This window comes from Pseudoalteromonas sp. DY56-GL22, from assembly GCF_041414715.1.
Lineage (GTDB): Bacteria > Pseudomonadota > Gammaproteobacteria > Enterobacterales > Alteromonadaceae > Pseudoalteromonas > Pseudoalteromonas simplex.
The window spans coordinates 163,026-179,891 of the sequence record NZ_JANHZR010000005.1 but is presented as its reverse complement, the minus strand read 5'-3'; the positions used below and the strand labels follow the sequence as shown (position 1 = coordinate 179,891).

Annotated in this window: 17 protein-coding genes; all 17 read right to left on the bottom strand. The window is 42.5% G+C overall.

Annotated features, from left to right (window positions below):
- Positions 1–13 precede the first annotated feature (13 nt).
- Positions 14–508 (bottom strand): CvpA family protein, encoded by a 495-nt coding sequence (locus NO991_RS12970; protein ID WP_036969851.1) that lies wholly within the window; start codon positions 506–508, stop codon positions 14–16.
- A 61-nt stretch (positions 509–569) separates the two neighbouring features.
- Positions 570–1,223, bottom strand: a complete 654-nt coding sequence (locus NO991_RS12965; RefSeq protein WP_371352107.1) for an SPOR domain-containing protein — start codon at positions 1,221–1,223, stop codon at positions 570–572.
- A gap of 11 nt (positions 1,224–1,234) precedes the next feature.
- Positions 1,235–2,500, bottom strand: coding sequence for a bifunctional tetrahydrofolate synthase/dihydrofolate synthase (gene folC, locus NO991_RS12960; RefSeq protein ID WP_371352106.1), 1,266 nt, complete (start codon positions 2,498–2,500; stop codon positions 1,235–1,237).
- A 25-nt stretch (positions 2,501–2,525) separates the two neighbouring features.
- A complete protein-coding gene (gene accD / locus NO991_RS12955; protein WP_054553161.1) occupies positions 2,526–3,401 on the bottom strand; it encodes an acetyl-CoA carboxylase, carboxyltransferase subunit beta in 876 nt (291 codons plus the stop codon).
- Positions 3,402–3,559: 158 nt separating this feature from the next.
- A complete protein-coding gene (gene truA / locus NO991_RS12950; RefSeq protein ID WP_138619867.1) occupies positions 3,560–4,354 on the bottom strand; it encodes a tRNA pseudouridine(38-40) synthase TruA in 795 nt (264 codons plus the stop codon).
- A 141-nt stretch (positions 4,355–4,495) separates the two neighbouring features.
- A complete protein-coding gene (locus NO991_RS12945; protein WP_054553163.1) occupies positions 4,496–4,828 on the bottom strand; it encodes a Na+/H+ antiporter subunit G in 333 nt (110 codons plus the stop codon).
- Positions 4,829–4,836: 8 nt separating this feature from the next.
- A complete protein-coding gene (locus tag NO991_RS12940; protein WP_054553164.1) occupies positions 4,837–5,106 on the bottom strand; it encodes a K+/H+ antiporter subunit F in 270 nt (89 codons plus the stop codon).
- A complete protein-coding gene (locus tag NO991_RS12935; RefSeq protein WP_054553165.1) occupies positions 5,100–5,636 on the bottom strand; it encodes a Na+/H+ antiporter subunit E in 537 nt (178 codons plus the stop codon). The genes NO991_RS12940 and NO991_RS12935 overlap by 7 nt, the downstream gene beginning before the upstream one ends.
- Positions 5,636–7,153 carry a monovalent cation/H+ antiporter subunit D gene (locus NO991_RS12930; protein ID WP_371352105.1) on the bottom strand — a complete coding sequence of 506 codons (1,518 nt, stop codon included), beginning with the start codon at positions 7,151–7,153 and terminating at the stop codon, positions 5,636–5,638. Before NO991_RS12930 ends, NO991_RS12935 begins: the two co-directional genes overlap by 1 nt.
- Positions 7,150–7,494, bottom strand: a complete 345-nt coding sequence (locus NO991_RS12925; protein WP_054553167.1) for a Na+/H+ antiporter subunit C — start codon at positions 7,492–7,494, stop codon at positions 7,150–7,152. The genes NO991_RS12930 and NO991_RS12925 overlap by 4 nt, the downstream gene beginning before the upstream one ends.
- Positions 7,494–10,286 (bottom strand): monovalent cation/H+ antiporter subunit A, encoded by a 2,793-nt coding sequence (locus tag NO991_RS12920; RefSeq protein ID WP_371352104.1) that lies wholly within the window; start codon positions 10,284–10,286, stop codon positions 7,494–7,496. The genes NO991_RS12925 and NO991_RS12920 overlap by 1 nt, the downstream gene beginning before the upstream one ends.
- A gap of 210 nt (positions 10,287–10,496) precedes the next feature.
- A complete protein-coding gene (locus tag NO991_RS12915) occupies positions 10,497–11,699 on the bottom strand; it encodes a hypothetical protein (RefSeq protein ID WP_371352102.1) in 1,203 nt (400 codons plus the stop codon).
- Positions 11,683–12,561, bottom strand: coding sequence for a lipoprotein NlpI (gene nlpI, locus NO991_RS12910; RefSeq protein WP_371352101.1), 879 nt, complete (start codon positions 12,559–12,561; stop codon positions 11,683–11,685). The genes NO991_RS12915 and nlpI overlap by 17 nt, the downstream gene beginning before the upstream one ends.
- 128 nt (positions 12,562–12,689) lie before the next feature.
- Complete coding sequence (gene pnp, locus NO991_RS12905) at positions 12,690–14,819, bottom strand: polyribonucleotide nucleotidyltransferase (RefSeq protein ID WP_054562096.1); 2,130 nt, start codon at positions 14,817–14,819, stop codon at positions 12,690–12,692.
- 242 nt (positions 14,820–15,061) lie between these two features.
- Positions 15,062–15,331: a 30S ribosomal protein S15 gene (rpsO, locus tag NO991_RS12900; RefSeq protein ID WP_054553172.1), complete on the bottom strand. Its 270-nt coding sequence runs from the start codon at positions 15,329–15,331 to the stop codon at positions 15,062–15,064.
- Between the two features lie 110 nt (positions 15,332–15,441).
- On the bottom strand, positions 15,442–16,386 hold the full coding sequence (gene truB / locus NO991_RS12895; RefSeq protein WP_054553173.1) for a tRNA pseudouridine(55) synthase TruB: 945 nt from the start codon (positions 16,384–16,386) through the stop codon (positions 15,442–15,444).
- Positions 16,386–16,790 carry a 30S ribosome-binding factor RbfA gene (gene rbfA / locus NO991_RS12890; protein ID WP_054553174.1) on the bottom strand — a complete coding sequence of 135 codons (405 nt, stop codon included), beginning with the start codon at positions 16,788–16,790 and terminating at the stop codon, positions 16,386–16,388. The genes truB and rbfA overlap by 1 nt, the downstream gene beginning before the upstream one ends.
- Positions 16,791–16,866 lie beyond the last annotated feature (76 nt).

Genomic DNA, 16,866 nt, shown 5'->3' with positions numbered 1-16,866 from the left:
TTATCCTCGCCGATTAACGGTTTACAGAATTTAAAAAGCTCGAGTTGTTTTCGAGGTACGAGAAGAACCACTCAACAACAAAGCCAAATTCTGGAATCAAAATAGAGTTGCCCCACCAATGCGTATTAGGTGCACCGGTAAAAGCATCAAGAAAGAAGAGTAACGCGCTTACGACCAACACGCCACGAAGAGCACCAAACACTATGCCGAAAACACGGTCTGTGCCAGATAAACCAGTACGTTGTACAAGTTCACCTAAAATATAGTTTAGTAACCCACCCAACAGGAGTGTCGCAAAGAATAATATGGCTATTGCGGCTGCATTTCTTAAAAGGGGTTCTGAAATACTTGTTAGGAAGGATGCTAAATATTGGTAAAACAAACTAGAGATGATAAATGCGCCAGCCCATACAGCTAATGACATTGCTTCTTTTACAAAGCCACGTATTAAGCCGATGATAGTGGATAGTGCAATAATGCCAAGTATGGCGTAATCAACCCAGATCATAAGAACCAACTAGTCGTTAATTTGGGGCGCATTCTATAAGAGGTATACTCAAAATACCAGATCATTTTGTAATTTCAAACTGAGTAACTTTGCCGTTTAACTTGGTTAACTGCTTTAACTCAGGAAGCTTACTTTCTAACTCTTTTTTGCTAAGTGAAGGACCTACAAAGACTTTTGTCAGTGTGCCGTTCGGGGTTTTGATTGGACGCGTAAAGGTTTTGAAACCATTCGCTTTTAATTTTTCTTGTAGTGATTTCACATTAGGTGCGTGAGAAAAACTGCCCAGTTGAATAACATAAGCCATTTGTGTGAGGTTCTCTTCTGGCTTACGGGTTGGCTCAGGGGCTTTAGCGACTGGCTTGGCAGGCTCTTGCACTGCAACTTTCGGCTCAGCTTTGTTAATTACCGGCTCATCAGTTGAAGCTTCAACCATTTGCGGTGCAGTATCAATTTGCTGGGTTTCATTTGCGACAAGATCAGCATCGTTTGCTTGCGTATCTTCAACCGGGATTTGCGAAGGTTGCTCGGCAGAGGCGACTTTATTATCAATCACCTCTTGCAAGTCTATCGTAGTGAACTCAGGGCGTTCAGGAATAGCTTTAAAGCCTTCTTTATAATGAACCTTCTCACCATCCAAAATGTTTGGAATGAAGACAATAGCCGCCACAACCACAATCGTGGTGCCTACTAAGCGATTAATAAACCCTGCGTTCACCGATTTCCTCTCTATTTTTTAAAGTAATTGATGGCTGCAGCCACAGTTATAAACGAACCGAACACAATCACTAACGTGTTTTCATCAACATTTGGTAATAACGTATCTAGCGCAGTTTCAACACTCTCATAGTGCGTACTAGGCGCTGTTGATGTGGTTTCGGCTAGTGCTTTAGCAAGATTCTCAACTTTATCGCCGCGAAAACAATCTAAACTTGCTAACGACCACTGGTCAACAACATTTGCCACGGCCGACATTGCAGCCACCTTATCTTTATCTGCAAGCATAGCGACTAATGCATGAATTTTAAACCCTTGATCTTTATACACGCTTAATTTGCGTGCCAAATATCGAGCTGACTCAGGGTTATGCGCAACATCGGTAAAAATAAGCGGCTGCTCACTTAACTGCTGAAAGCGCCCTTCTACAGTCAGATTCGCTAAGCAATCACGCACTTGTTGCTCGCTTGGTAGTAGCTCAAGCTTTGCAAGTAAGGTCAACGCGGTTGCTGCATTTTGACAAGGGATAGCAGGCTTAGCTAAGCGCCAATCTTTACCTTGGTACTGCCAGTTAAAGCCTTCACTGTCTTCTGTGAATATGAAGTCACGGCCTGATAACACCATATCAGCGTTAATTTCATTACCATGATCAGTCACTGTATGCGGAATCGCTAAATCGCCAACAATAGCTGGTGTGTTGGTACGGAAAATACCGGCTTTATCGTAACCAACAAGTTCTCGAGTATCACCTAGGTATTCTTTATGGTCTAAATCTATGGTGGTGATCACACAAGCATGTGGGTTCACGATATTAGTCGCATCAAAACGGCCACCCAGCCCCACTTCTAGCAGCACATAATCAACGGCGTGACGTTTGAAAATAGCCAGTGCACCTAATGTACCGTACTCAAAATAAGTAAGCTGCGTGTCACCACGGCCTTTTTCAAGCATATCGAAAGCATCAACATGGAATTGATCGTCAAGCTCTTGGCCATTAATGCGTACGCGCTCGTTATAACGAATAAGATGCGGCGAAGCATAAGTACCGACGCTGTAACCCTGTGCAAGTAATAAGCTTTCTAGGCAACGGGCTGTAGTCCCTTTACCGTTGGTGCCTGCAATGAGGATTATTTTGCTTGATGTATCGAGTAAGCCGACTTGGTTTGCCACGCGTTCTACGCGCTCTAAACCCATTTCGATATTAGCAGGATGGACACTTTCTAAATAACAAAGCCAATCATCAAGGCTTGATGATTGGCTAGGAAGGATTTCTGTCATAGCGTTTAATCAGTTAAGCTGAAATTTACGCTACTCTATGCTCTTGTTCAGTAGAAGGCAAGTTCATAAATTTCGCTAAGATACGTGCAAGGGTGTCACGCATTTCACGACGGTCTACAATCATGTCGATTGCACCATGCTCTAGCAAGAATTCACTGCGTTGGAAACCTTCAGGAAGCGTTTCACGAACTGTTTGCTCGATTACACGAGGACCCGCAAAACCGATTAGCGCTTTAGGTTCAGCAACGTTTACATCACCAAGCATTGCCAATGATGCAGATACACCACCCATTGTTGGATCAGTTAATACTGAAATAAACGGTAAGCCTTTTTCGCTCATTTTTGCAAGTGCAGCACTTGTTTTAGCCATTTGCATTAACGACATAAGTGCTTCTTGCATACGCGCGCCGCCTGATGCAGAGAAACAAATAAGTGGCATGTTGTGCTCTAAGCATTGATCTACAGCTTCAACAAAACGAGCACCTACTACTGACGCCATTGAACCACCCATAAACGAGAACTCAAAAGCAACAGCAGCAACAGGAATACCTTTTAGGCGGCCTTTCATTGCTACAAGTGCGTCTTTTTCGCCGCTTGCTTTTTGTGCTTGGGTAATACGGTCAGAATATTTTTTAGAATCTTTAAACTTTAATACGTCTTTTGGTTCGTGCTCTGCACCAATTTCTTGGCGATCAGCATCATCTAAAAAGTTTTCAAGACGTTTACGGCCACTTAAACGCATGTGGTGATCACACTTAGGACACACGTTGAGTGCTTTTTCTAGTTCTGCTTTATATAAAATTGAATCACAGTCTGTACACTTAGCCCAAACCCCTTCTGGGATTTCTTTACGACCTGATGATTTAGTCGTTTTAGGTAAGATTTTTTCTAACCAACTCATTTGCAACTCTCTTAATGCTGTTCTGTGTCGCAGTCTGTTTAATTGGAAACACTCGCTTGTGTTTCTGATAACAAATAAACAGACAGATTTTTTCAATTAAAACATGAATTACCCGCAGACGATATAAAAAACTGGTCTTAGTAGTAGTCCACTAAAGTCTAACCGTCTGAATCAGGTAAAAACAAAGGCCCTAATGGTGTTTTAGGAATGCCAAAATGTTCTGGGTAATCCACGTCAACTAAGTAAAGGCCAGCGGCTTTTGCTGTTGCACTTGCCTTAGCGCGCTCTTTTAAATCAAGTAATTCTTTTAACCACACAGGTTCATGCTTATGAAGACCAATGTCCATCAAACACCCGGTAATGTTTCGTACCATGTGATGTAAAAACGCATTGGCTTTGATATCAATGATCACATAATCACCTTGGCGTTTTACCGATAAATGGTGAATAGTACGATTAGCTGTATTGGCTTGGCAGTGTAGTGCTCTAAACGAAGTAAAATCATGCTCACCTATTAAATACTGACAGGCTTCTTGCATTTTAGTTTCGTCTAATGGGTGATGAAAATGGGTCACCCCTTCACTCATGATAGCGCCGCGATAGGTGTAATTATAAATCACATAGCGATAACGACGCGCTGTGGCACTAAAACGAGCATGAAAGTCTTCGCTTACAGGCTTGGCAAAGCGAATAGCAATATCTTTTGGCAGTAAGGTATTCATACCCATCGTAAACGCGACCATTTCACGCTCAGCGTGAGTATCAAAATGGATCACCTGCCCAGTGCCATGTACACCCGCATCGGTGCGGCCTGCACAAACTATTTCGACTGGATGATTACAAATACGCGACAACGCCGTTTCTACTTCTTGTTGTACGCTATTGACGTGTGATTGACGTTGCCAACCACTGTAACGCGCGCCGTTGTACTCTACTCCAAGTGCTACTCGCATAATGCTCTATTTACCTACTGTACTAAATGACGGGGCATTTTATGCGATCTACGAGCGCAATAAAAGCCACAGTAGTAGATCACATTGTTCTGGTTACTCAGATATCACACCAATTCGCTTAACTATTGTTGCGAGCTAGTATTAATCTTCTTCGATGTTATCGAGGCCCTTGGTGCCATCTTTAGCACGAAGCTTGTGGTGGATGGCTGATTTGATCAGCATATAGCCGCTAATAGGTGCGGTGATCAGTAAGAAAATTGAAATCAAAATTTCTTTCACACTGATGCCATCGTGGGTGTAGCTAAAATACACCATGGCAGCAATTAGCAGTGATGCCATGCCAAGCGTTGTTGCTTTAGTTGGGCCGTGCAGGCGCATAAAAAAGTCAGGCATTTTCACAAGTCCGATTGAACCTATAAGAATAAAGCAACCACCAATTAATAATAAGATTGATACAATCCATTCACTCATCATTTGCTACCTTATTCAATAATATCGCCACGCAGCAGGTATTTACATACAGCTACAGTGCTCACAAAGCCAAGCATGGCGATTAATAATGCGGCTTCAAAATATAAATCGGTGCCCATGCTCATGCCATAAAGAATAATTAAAGCAATGGTATTTATGAACATAGTATCTAAAGCCAATATACGATCAGGTACCGACGGCCCAACAATTAAACGCCATAGGTTTAACAATAAAGATATGGCTATCATTGCAAAAACAATTAGAAAAACGGTATCTAGCATCGAAAAATCTCCTTAAGCGGTGCTTCGTAGCGCTGCTTAATAGTATTAATTAACGCTTGTTCATCAGCTAAATCGAGTACATGAATCAATAAGTAGCGCTGCTGAATTTCTTCGCCCTCTTCGAGTGATTCAGGAATAGGATAAACCTCTGCACTCACTGTACCTGGTGTTAAAGATACTGTGCTGGCCAAAATAGTGATTGGCATTTCATGGCTTAAATCCAACGGTACTTTGATAAAACCTGGGCGTAACTTTTTCGTTGGCCCAAGGATCAACAGGGCTACTTGTAAGTTAGCAGTCACAATATCGTACAGCACTAACAATAAGTGCCTAAACGCAAGACCTGGCCTAACAATAAGCGGCTGAGGATCACGAAATGGGAATGTGATCCACGGAATAGTAATGGCAAAAAATGCAGCTAAAAACAGGTGTCCTGGCGACACACTGTTATTTAACAACAGCCATACAATGAATAATAAAACACTGCGAAATGGTGTTGGCAACCAACGAAAGCGAGCTTCTAAACGCATTATTGGCCTCCTTGTAATACAGCGTTGATGCTAGTGTTGATATCAAACAACTGCTCTGATGTTGCTAACATATAGTCTGAAATAGGTCCTGCAAACACAACCATTAAAGGTGAACACGTAAGTAATGCAACTACAGCTATCACTTTAACAGGGTGTGCTTTAGTGCCTTCAATTGCTTCACTGTCTTTATGGGTGTGATCCCAAAATAAGCTAGTACCAGCTCGTGAAACCGCCACTAATAACGCTAAACTAGACACTAGGTAGATTGGCCAAAACAACATGGCTTTTTCGCTATCTAGCGTGCTCTTTAAAATCCATACTTTGCCGACAAAGCCAGATAACGGTGGCATACCCACAACAGCAAGCGCAGCCACTACAAAACAAGTACCAAGTAAATATGGCTGTGCAACGGCGCGCCCTGCGACTAACCGGTCGGCAACTTTACCACGTTGCTGAGCAATTAAATCCGCAATTAAGAATAGTGCAGCGCAAATAATGGTTGAATGCACTAAGTAGTAAAGTAATGCCGCGGTTGCAGCAACATTTTGAATCGCAACCAATGCCACTAAAGTACCGACAGATACAACCACCAGATTCGCAATAAGCTTTCTAAAATCTTGACTCGCTAATACACCAATACCACCCATTACGATGGTCGCTAGTGCTAAGCCCCATAACCAAGGCTGTGCCATATGAGCAAGCTCACCAGCATTATCACCAAATATTACGGTATACACGCGCAACATGGCATACACACCGACCTTGGTCATAATCGCGAATAATGCAGCAACTAATGGCATTGCACTGGCGTAGGTATTCGGTAGCCATAAATGTAACGGTAATAACGCGCCTTTTAACGCAAATACCACGATTAACAGCAAGCCACCAATTTTAGCAAGGTAAACATCATCACCCGTCAGCTGTGGTACTTTTTGCGCTAAATCAGCAATGTTCAATGTGCCTAGCACACCATAAAGTACACCCAGCGCAATTAAGAATACGCTTGAACCAATCAGGTTTAAAATGACGTATTGCAGTGCAGCTCGGGTGCTATGTTTATTGCCGGCATGCATCAATAATGAATACGAAGCAATCAACAGCACTTCAAAAAATACGAACAGGTTAAATACATCGCCCGTTAAAAAGGCACCATTTACACCTAACACTAAAAAGTGCACTAACGGATGGAAAAAGCTCCCTTTTTTATCATCACCTGCACAGCTATAAAGCACTACGACCGCACCAAGGAAACTGGTAAGTAGCACTAGTAGCATTGCTAGCCTATCGGCAACCAGCACAATACCAAATGGTGCAGACCAATCACCAATTGCGTAAACAAGCGGTGCAGTACTATTTACGTGAAATAATAAATAAGCACTGACCAAGAGTGTAACAATCGACAAAATAACCGACGAAACACGGCGGATATGTAAGTTTTTTCCACATGGCGGCATGAGTAAAATAACGCCTGCCAACATCGGAATTAAAATCGGTAAAGAAGCTAAATGCTGAATCATTTTTGCTCCTTCGATGATTTAACAAGATGGCCATCAACATGGTCATTACCCAAGTCAGCACGGCCACGAATCGCTAAAATAACCACAAAAGCGGTCATCGCAAAGCCAATTACAATGGCGGTTAAAACCAATGCTTGAGGGAGTGGATCGGCATACTCACTACCTGTACCAAGTACAGCGGCTTTGTTAATAGTTAAACGACCTGAAGAGAATAAAAACAGGTTAACTGCATACGACAACATAGTAAGGCCGAGTACCACTGGGAAGGTACGAGCCCGCAATATTAAGTAAATTCCGCATGCAACCAGCACGCCGACGCATGATGCGTACAATACTTCCATTAAATATTTACCTCTTGCTTGGGTGTATCAGCAGTTAATTTACCTAAACTTGCTAAAATCATCAGCGTTGCACCTACAACAGTTAAATACACACCTAAATCAAATACGATAGCACTAGCAAGTTCTGTCTTGCCGACTAGCGGAATATCAAAATAATCAAACCAGGTTGTTAGGAATGGACGTTCAAAGAACCAACTTCCAATACCTGTAAATAATGCAATAGCAATACCTGACGCAATAATCTTACGATAATTCACGTCAAATCTGTCTGCAATCCAATGCGAACCATTAGCCATATATTGCAAAATAAATGCAATCGCGGTAACCAGTCCGGCAATAAAGCCTCCACCTGGTAAGTTATGACCACGTAAGAAAATATACGCAGACACAAGTAATGCAAGTGGTAACAAGCTTTGTGAAATACTCGACAGTAGAATTGGGTAACGCTCTCTTGCCCATGGGCGCCCTTCACTATCACTTGCTGGCATAAACAGCGGCAAGTTAATAAGAAGCTTATAAATACCTAACGCAGCAATACCCAATACGGTAATCTCACCTAGGGTATCAAAACCCCTAAAGTCAACGAGGATAACGTTTACAACGTTAGTACCACCACCGCCAGTTTTTGCATTAGCAACAAAGAAGTCAGAAATTGACTCAAGAGGTCTTGTCAGCAGTGCATAACAAATACTCGCCACGACTACACCAATTGCCGATGAGATACCCAAGTCTCGCAGAATACGCAGTGAGCTTGATTCTTTCGGAGTACGCTGTGGTAAAAAGAACAGTGCAAGCATCAGTAGCATTACGGTGACAACTTCAACCGTTAACTGGGTTAGCGCTAAATCTGGCGCAGAGAATCGAGTAAATGCAACAGACACCATCAGGCCTACGATTGAAATCATAATCAAAGATATCATTCGTGAGCGGTGCCAAATAACCGTTGCCAGCGCACCAATTATTAGTAAGCCGGCACCAATAGCATTATGGAAATCAATTGGCGTTAACTCACTTGCTCCTGCTAACAGGCGCATTTCAAATAAAGGCCAGCCCGCACACATGAGCACCACCGCAATCATTACAAAGGCATAGCGCTGTAACGAGCCATTTTCGATACGTTTAATCTTTTCTTGTGACCACTTAATTAAGCTATATAAGCCACGCTCAAAGCCTTTCTTAGCATTCAAAGTTGGCAATGAAGCTTGGAAATGGAACAGATGCTTACGCTGCACATAAATCATCACACCCACGCTTGTTGCAATAAAGCTCATCAACAGTGGTAAGTTAAAGCCATGCCATACTGATAGCTTATAATCAGGGGCTGCATCACCAAGCACAGCATAAGACGCCGCAGCTAAAATATCGCTTACTGCAAAGTGCGGGAACATACCAACGAGTAAACATAGCACAACCAAAATTTCGATTGGTACACGCATATAACGCGGTGGCTCATGAGGCTGTTTTGGCAAATCGATTGGGTCGCCATTGAAAAACACGTCGTGAATAAAGCGTGCTGAATACGCAACAGAGAGTGCACCAGCAATCGTCGCTAACACTGGTATTAACCACGACATAGAGCCAAGCACTTGTTGATGTAGAGTTTCGGCAAAGAACATTTCTTTCGACAAGAAACCATTTAACAGTGGCACGCCCGCCATGGCTGCCGCTGCCACCATAGCAAGTGTGGCGGTATACGGCATAAATCGCCACATACCATTAAGTTTACGCATATCACGGGTGCCAGTTTCATGGTCAATGATACCCGTTGCCATAAATAACGACGCTTTAAAGGTTGCGTGGTTAATGATGTGGAAGATAGCAGCCACTGTAGCAAGCTCAGTATCTAAGCCTAAGAGTAATGTAATTAAACCTAGATGGCTGATTGTTGAATAAGCCAGCAAGCCTTTTAAATCATGCTTAAATAACGCGATGTAAGCGCCAACCAATAAAGTCGCCAGACCCGTCATTGCCACTAAGATAAACCAAGTATCAGTGCCTGATAGCGCTGGATAAAAACGCGCTAATAAAAAGATACCTGCTTTAACCATGGTTGCAGAGTGCAAGTAGGCACTGACTGGTGTCGGTGCCGCCATCGCATGTGGTAACCAAAAATGAAATGGAAATTGTGCAGATTTAGTAAATGCACCTAAAAGCACTAATACCAACGCAGCTTCATAAAGTGCATGAGATTGAATAAGTGCTTTGCTTGCTAAGATAACATCAAGATTATAGCTACCAACAATATCACCAATCAGTAATAAACCTGCTAGTAACGCAAGACCACCGGCACCGGTAATAGCAAGTGCCATGCGTGCGCCTTTGCGAGCTTCTGACTTATGCCACCAATAACTAATCAATAAGAACGAGCTAATACTGGTGAGCTCCCAGAAAAACCACAGCTGGATCACATTATTCGACATCACGATGCCGACCATTGCGGTCATAAATAGCATTAAATAGCAGTATAGCTTTGGCATTGAGTCGCTACTACTCAAGTAATAACGCGCATAAAAAATCACCAGGGTACCGATACCCAAGATCATATATAAAAAGAGTAACGTTAAACCATCAAGTCGAAACGAGACTTGCATGTTTAAAAGAGGGATCCACTCAGCAGTGTAGCGAATTGTTTCGCCAGAAAAGACTGCAGGGGTATACGAAAATACAATTCCAAGGGCAATCAAAGGCGCTAACATGGTCAAAGCAGTGCTTTGGTTACGTGTTAGTTTTGAAGTGCAGGATGAAATAACACTGCCGATTAAGGATAACAGGGGTATCCAGAGCAAAGTCATAATTAGGAGCCTTTTAGTGTCATAAGAATATCAATACCGCTCTAGTTTTAATTAGTTGCGTACTGTTCATTTGGATGGTTAAAAGTTGGCTTAAAAAAAGCTTACAATGCGTATAGTTATACTGATCAGGTGCTATTTTGTCTATAGGAGACACACCTATTCGCACAACATTTAACCACTTTGCATACTAAAATAGCAATAAATAGACGATTAGTCAGAAAATTTATGCTCTTTGGAAGCTGTTGTAAACACTGGCTTTAAGCCTAAAAAGGCAAAATATTCAGAAAACCGAATCGGCTTTGTTAAGGGCTGGTTAATTTGTTTTTGCCAAAGCTCACGGTATTGCTCAGACAGGCTCATAGTTTGGTACTGCATAATCGACCAATTAGGGCTTGGTTTATAGGCTTTTTTGTTGCTACAAGCGATACTTTTTTGCCACCCTTTTGGTGGGGGAACCTCATTTGCAATAAATAGATTTGGCGCAACTAGCCCCTGTTGCTTACAAAGCCACTGTTGTTTTTGCTCTGCTAAAACATATTCATCTTCAAAACCATTAAAATGCATTAGCTCATGAAGAAATACCGCGTAGGATTGCGATGAGTTTATATGCATAATGCCACCGCGAACATTAGCAGCCCCTTGTTTTGACATCATCACAATAAAGTCAAAACCTTCAGGCCATGAATACTCAGCCGCATTTTGCCAGTTACATTCAAGCGCCCCATCGTTGCCATCACAGCTAAACTTATCGGCAACATAAACAACCTCAGTAAAACAAAAGCTGCCTTTTGCAGGCTCAGGCGCTTTACTATATTGCTGCTTATACTGCTTTAAAGTATCAATACCTTTGTAATGATCTGTCAGCATTAAAACATTAAATTGGCACTGACTACTTGCTTGTAAAGTCGCTGTTGATAAAGCGAATTGCTGTTGCTGCGCATAAGCTGGGGAAATTTGAGCTAGCGGCATTTGTTGTTGCAACAGCCAAGCTTGCTTAGCATCTCCGTCAGGTAACTTGCCAGCTTTACCTAGGTAACTTATATCGAGCCACTGGTTTGCTCTAACTAGCTGCTCCGCTAAGGTTTGTTGCTGCGCTGAATTGAATTTAGCAAAGTAAGGCTGCCACCATAATTTTGCTGCGGTGTAATCATGTTGCTGCAAAAATCTGAGCGCAAGCTGATACGCAGCATTACTATCATTAAACGTAGCTAACTGGCGAAGCTGTGAGTTACTCAGCACTAAATGCTGCAAATTAATGGCACTGGGTGCCAAATAATAGATAGCTGTTGCTTGTGAAGGAGTAGTATTTGCGTAAAAAGCGTAAGCAGGAATAAAACGAGATACTGAGCTTGAAACAAAACCCAAGCTCAGTAATAGAATAACAGTAAAAGAAACCTTAGCTTGCGTTTTCACCAGCCATTAACTCAAGCTCTAAACGGGCATATTTGTATTCAACAAACTCATGCACATTGGTGGCAAGGGCAAGTCTAAAGTAATCGGTAGCAAGATAGTTATCACCCGCCGCTTGATGCATCTTCGCTAGGTAGAAATAAGCTTCGCATAAGCGGTGCGCATACTCTTGCTCTGAAGTCACCCCTTCAATAATGCCAGATAAAAACTCAAACTCACTAATGTCACCTAAATAAAGTGCTAATAGTTGGTAACCCCATTGAGACTCATCAACACCCTGCGAGTTAGCTTTTAAATCAACTAAGGCCTGCGCTTTATCAGCTTCTGATTGAGCTAAATAAAGCCATAGCACACGATAAGGATCGCTTGGCGAACGATTTAAAAACTGCTGTAAATCATCTTGTGCAAGTGATGGACGATCACCATAGTAAAGGGCAATACCACGATTTAAATAGGCATACTCGTGTTGCTCGTTAAGCTCAAGTGCCGAATCAAAGAACTCATAAGCTTGTTCATACTGCTGCATTAGTGTGTGGTGAATACCTAAGAAGTTATACACCTCAGCTAGGTCTGGTTTGAGCTTAATCGCACGGTTAAAGTCAATACGCGCCAAGGTCGACATACCTAAGCTGTCAAATAATACACCGCGATCATAATAAAGTTTGGCTTGTTGCTCTGCACTTAAATCAGCACGGTTTAGTAATTCAGAATAGCGAGCAATCGTAATTTCGTTACGAAAATCAGGCGCTAATGGTGCGGTAAAAGGCACATTAACAATAGGGACTGACTCAGGTTGTGAAGTTGTTTGACATGCACTTAAAGAAAAAATAGCCACAGCGGTCAATGCTAAGTGTTTAAAAATCATTAAATTCCTTAATACCTGAATTCTCTGTAGACAAAGGCGAAGCGGATAGGTTTCATTAAAGCATAAAAAAAGGGGCTAAACAGCCCCTTTTTCTTATATCCAGCAAATAACTGGTTATTCAATCATCATTAAGCGTCTTTAGACTCTTCTGCTTTTTCTTCAGCAGCTGGTTCCATAGCTTCTTTGATGCTTAGACGTACACGACCTTGACGATCTACTTCAAGAACTTTAACTTTAACTTCTTGGCCTTCACTTAGGTGGTCAGTTACGTTGTTAACACGCTCTGTGCTGATTTGTGAAATGTGCACTAGACCGTCTTTACCCGGAAGGATATTAACGAACGCACCAAAATCAACGATACGTACAACTTTACCAGTGTAGATAGTACCTACTTCTAGTTCAGCAGTTAATTGCTCGATACGCTTGATTGCATCGTTTGCGCTGATGCCGTCAGTTGCAGCGATCTTGATTGTACCGTCATCTTCGATTTCAATCGTTGTGCCCGTTTCTTCAGTAAGTTGACGGATAGTTGCGCCACCCTTACCGATAACTTCAGCAATTTTCTTCGCAGGGATTTGCATAGTGTAGATGCGTGGTGCGAATTGAGATAACTCTTCAGAAGGTGCTGCAATCGCTTCGTCCATAACACCTAAGATGTGTAGACGTGCTGCTTTCGCTTGTTTAAGGGCGATTTGCATGATTTCTTTAGTGATACCTTCGATCTTGATATCCATTTGTAGTGCAGTGATACCGTTTGAAGTACCCGCTACTTTAAAGTCCATGTCACCTAAGTGATCTTCATCACCTAAGATATCTGAAAGAACAACGAAATCGTCGCCTTCTTTAACTAGACCCATCGCGATACCAGCAACAGATGCTTTGATTGGTACACCTGCATTCATAAGTGCTAGTGATGTACCACATACTGATGCCATAGACGATGAACCGTTTGATTCAGTGATTTCTGAAACAACACGGATTGAGTATGGGAAGTCAGTAAGTGTAGGTAGTACCGCAGCGATACCACGCTTAGCTAGGTTACCGTGACCAATTTCACGACGCTTAGGAGAGCCTACAAAACCTGTTTCACCTACGCAGAACGGAGGGAAGTTGTAGTGAAGCATGAAGTGATGCTTGTTAGTACCTGTTAAGTCGTCGATTAACTGTGAATCACGCTCAGTACCAAGCGTTGCAGTTACAAGTGCTTGCGTCTCACCACGCGTGAAGATTGCAGAACCGTGAGTACGTGGTAAAACACCCGTCATTACGTCTAGTGCACGAACCATATCTGGTTCACGACCATCGATACGTTTTTCACCAGCGATGATACGGCCACGAACGATTTCTTTTTCTAAAGAACCGAATAGTTTACCAACTTCTTGCGTATCTAGCTCTTCGCCTTCAGCAAGTTCAGCTGTTAATGTAGCAACCACTTCTTCTTTCGCTGCACCTAGTGCTTCTTTACGCGCTACTTTGTCAGTAATGCGGTATGCTTCACCTACTTTATCAGCAGCAATTGCAGAGATTTTCTCAGCAAGTGTTACGTTTTTCTCTGGTGCAGTCCAATCCCAAGCTGGTTTACCCGCTTCAGCTTTGAACTCGTTGATTGCGTTGATGATAGCTTGAGATTGCTCATGACCATAAACAACCGCACCTAACATTACGTCTTCAGATAGTGTTTCAGCTTCTGATTCAACCATAAGTACTGCGTTATCAGTACCAGCAACAACTAGGTCTAATTGGCTTTCTTCAAGCTCAGCGAGTGTTGGGTTAAGTACGTATTCACCGTTGATGAAACCAACACGTGATGCACCGATAGGACCATTGAATGGAATACCAGAGATAGCAAGTGCTGCTGAAGTACCGATCATAGCAACCATGTCAGGTTGGATTTCTGGGTTAACAGAAACAACTGTCGCGATTACTTGTACTTCGTTTACGAAACCGTCTGGGAAAAGTGGACGGATAGGACGGTCGATTAGACGAGCGATAAGTGTTTCGCCATCGTTAGGACGACCTTCACGCTTAAGGAAACCACCAGGGATACGACCCGCAGCGTACATACGCTCTTGGTAGTTAACTGTTAGTGGGAAGAAGTCTTGGCCTGGTTGTGCATCACGCTTACCAACAACAGTAACTAATACTGAAGTATCGCCAATGCTTGCTAGTACTGCGCCGTCTGCTTGACGAGCGATAGCACCTGTTTCTAGGGTCACAGTGTGTTGACCTAGTTGAAATTCTTTAATAATTGCTTGCACTTAAAAATGTCCTTTAAATGTAAAAGCAACTCAGAGCTGTGCTCCGAATTGGTAAAAAACAGTCCATCAAAGTACCAATTACAGTACTTAATTGTGCTTATGAAAACACGATTAAGTACTACAATTGGCAATGATGTTTTTTGATATCTAAGCAGTATCCACTACCTAGGTGTGCGCTAGTATACCTTTCATGCGCGCACAAAAAAAGGGGCTAAATAGCCCCTTTTCTCGTAATCTAGTTCTTAGCGACGTAGGCCAAGCTCTTGGATTAACGCAGTGTAACGTGCAATGTCTTTACCTTTAAGGTAGTCAAGCAGTTTACGGCGTTGGCTTACTTTGCGAAGAAGACCACGACGTGAGTGGAAGTCGTGCTTGTGGCTAGCAAAGTGACCTTGAAGCTTGTTGATATCGAAAGTTAGAAGTGCAACTTGTACTTCAGGTGAACCAGTGTCGCCTTCAGCGCGTGCAAATTTAGCGATGATTTCAACTTTTTCTTGATTGCTTAGTGACATAGTAACTCCAAAAATTAATTTAAATTGTGTTTTAGCCGATCACTAATTCAGCCAAAACGATTGAGCGGGGCGTATTCTACCCAGCTTTGCTCATAACTACAAGGTAATCTTTACTCAGGCAGTTGATTTGATAAGCCGCGCTTTGATTTTAAGTGGCCGTCTTTATGACGCTCACCAGTACCAATGAACACCCCATCAGCCATTACCTTTACCACACCATCTGGTACAGGCTTACCAATCACCACTGTTTGACCATGACTAAATGCCACTCCCTGCTCTTGAGTGATCTCAATCACAGGTAAATCAACCAAAGCAGTATCCATTGGCAGTAGTAGCTCATCGAGGTAGCTTGAAGGCGCAACATCGTCTGCTTTTGCCTGCTGTAGCTTTTCTTCAAGTTGCTCAAGAGTAACCATTTTTTCACTTGGATAGTGGCCAACAGCACTGCGATGTAACATGATGACATGCGCACCACAGCCAAGCTTTTCACCTAAGTCGTCAACAATAGTACGAATATAAGTGCCTTTAGAGACGTGTGCCGTCATTTGTACTTCGTTATTAGCTTCATCAAACTCATCAAGCGTTAAACTAAATACATTAATTTTTCGACACTTACGCGGCACTTCGATACCTTCGCGAGCATATTTATACAAAGGCTGGCCTTGGTATTTTAGCGCAGAGTACATCGAAGGGTATTGATCCGACTCACCTAAGAAACTGGCAATTTGCTCAGCTAATTGTTCACGGGTGACCGATACGTCACGCGTTTCAACCACTTCACCATCTGAATCAGAGGTCGTGGTTCGCTCACCAAGCTTGGCGCGTACAACATAGGTTTTGTCAGTATCAAGCAAGAACTGTGTAAACTTAGTCGCTTCACCAAAACAAATAGGCAGCATACCCGTCGCGAGCGGATCAAGCGCACCGGTGTGGCCTGCTTTTTGTGCAAAGTAAATTCCCTTTGCTTGCTGCAATGCTTTGTTTGATGAAATACCTTGCGGCTTATTAAGTAATAAGATGCCGTCAATAGCACGACCTTTACTGCGTCTAGCCATTAGTCTTTAGTGCCTTCTTCGCTGTCATCTTCGTCTACATGCTTGGCATTGTCTTCACGAATAACTGAGTCAACCAAGTTTGAAATACGCATACCTTCCATAAGCGAGTTATCGATCACAAAACGTAACTCAGGCATGATGCGCGCACGAATACGTTTACCTAATAAAGAACGAATATAACCCGTTGCTTCATTTAAGATTTTAGCGCTTTGCTTGGCTTTATCTTCATCATCAGTATTAAACACTGTGATAAATACTTTTGCGTAAGATAAGTCGCGAGATACCTCAACCGCAGACACTGTCACCATGCCTAAGCGTGGATCTTTGATTTCGCGTTGAAGAATAACAGCAATCTCTTTTTGAATTTGCTGTGCAACACGATCAGTGCGAGAAAATTCTCTCATTTCATTTCACTCTAAAATAATAACTTATTGATGTTAAAGAATAAGTTAATTTAATTACGAATACACAAATGGGGGC

What these genes read in the sequence shown, in the direction of transcription:
- NO991_RS12970 (WP_036969851.1), bottom strand. Translation starts at nt 508, where the DNA reads ATGATCTGGGTTGATTACGCCATACTTGGCATTATTGCACTATCCACT.
- truA (WP_138619867.1), bottom strand. Translation starts at nt 4,354, where the DNA reads ATGCGAGTAGCACTTGGAGTAGAGTACAACGGCGCGCGTTACAGTGGT.
- NO991_RS12920 (WP_371352104.1), bottom strand. Translation starts at nt 10,286, where the DNA reads ATGACTTTGCTCTGGATACCCCTGTTATCCTTAATCGGCAGTGTTATT.
- folC (WP_371352106.1), bottom strand. Translation starts at nt 2,500, where the DNA reads ATGACAGAAATCCTTCCTAGCCAATCATCAAGCCTTGATGATTGGCTT.
- rpsO (WP_054553172.1), bottom strand. Translation starts at nt 15,331, where the DNA reads ATGTCACTAAGCAATCAAGAAAAAGTTGAAATCATCGCTAAATTTGCA.
- truB (WP_054553173.1), bottom strand. Translation starts at nt 16,386, where the DNA reads ATGGCTAGACGCAGTAAAGGTCGTGCTATTGACGGCATCTTATTACTT.
- NO991_RS12925 (WP_054553167.1), bottom strand. Translation starts at nt 7,494, where the DNA reads ATGGAAGTATTGTACGCATCATGCGTCGGCGTGCTGGTTGCATGCGGA.
- rbfA (WP_054553174.1), bottom strand. Translation starts at nt 16,790, where the DNA reads ATGAGAGAATTTTCTCGCACTGATCGTGTTGCACAGCAAATTCAAAAA.
- accD (WP_054553161.1), bottom strand. Translation starts at nt 3,401, where the DNA reads ATGAGTTGGTTAGAAAAAATCTTACCTAAAACGACTAAATCATCAGGT.
- NO991_RS12930 (WP_371352105.1), bottom strand. Translation starts at nt 7,153, where the DNA reads ATGATTCAGCATTTAGCTTCTTTACCGATTTTAATTCCGATGTTGGCA.
- NO991_RS12935 (WP_054553165.1), bottom strand. Translation starts at nt 5,636, where the DNA reads ATGCGTTTAGAAGCTCGCTTTCGTTGGTTGCCAACACCATTTCGCAGT.
- NO991_RS12940 (WP_054553164.1), bottom strand. Translation starts at nt 5,106, where the DNA reads ATGCTAGATACCGTTTTTCTAATTGTTTTTGCAATGATAGCCATATCT.
- nlpI (WP_371352101.1), bottom strand. Translation starts at nt 12,561, where the DNA reads ATGATTTTTAAACACTTAGCATTGACCGCTGTGGCTATTTTTTCTTTA.
- NO991_RS12945 (WP_054553163.1), bottom strand. Translation starts at nt 4,828, where the DNA reads ATGATGAGTGAATGGATTGTATCAATCTTATTATTAATTGGTGGTTGC.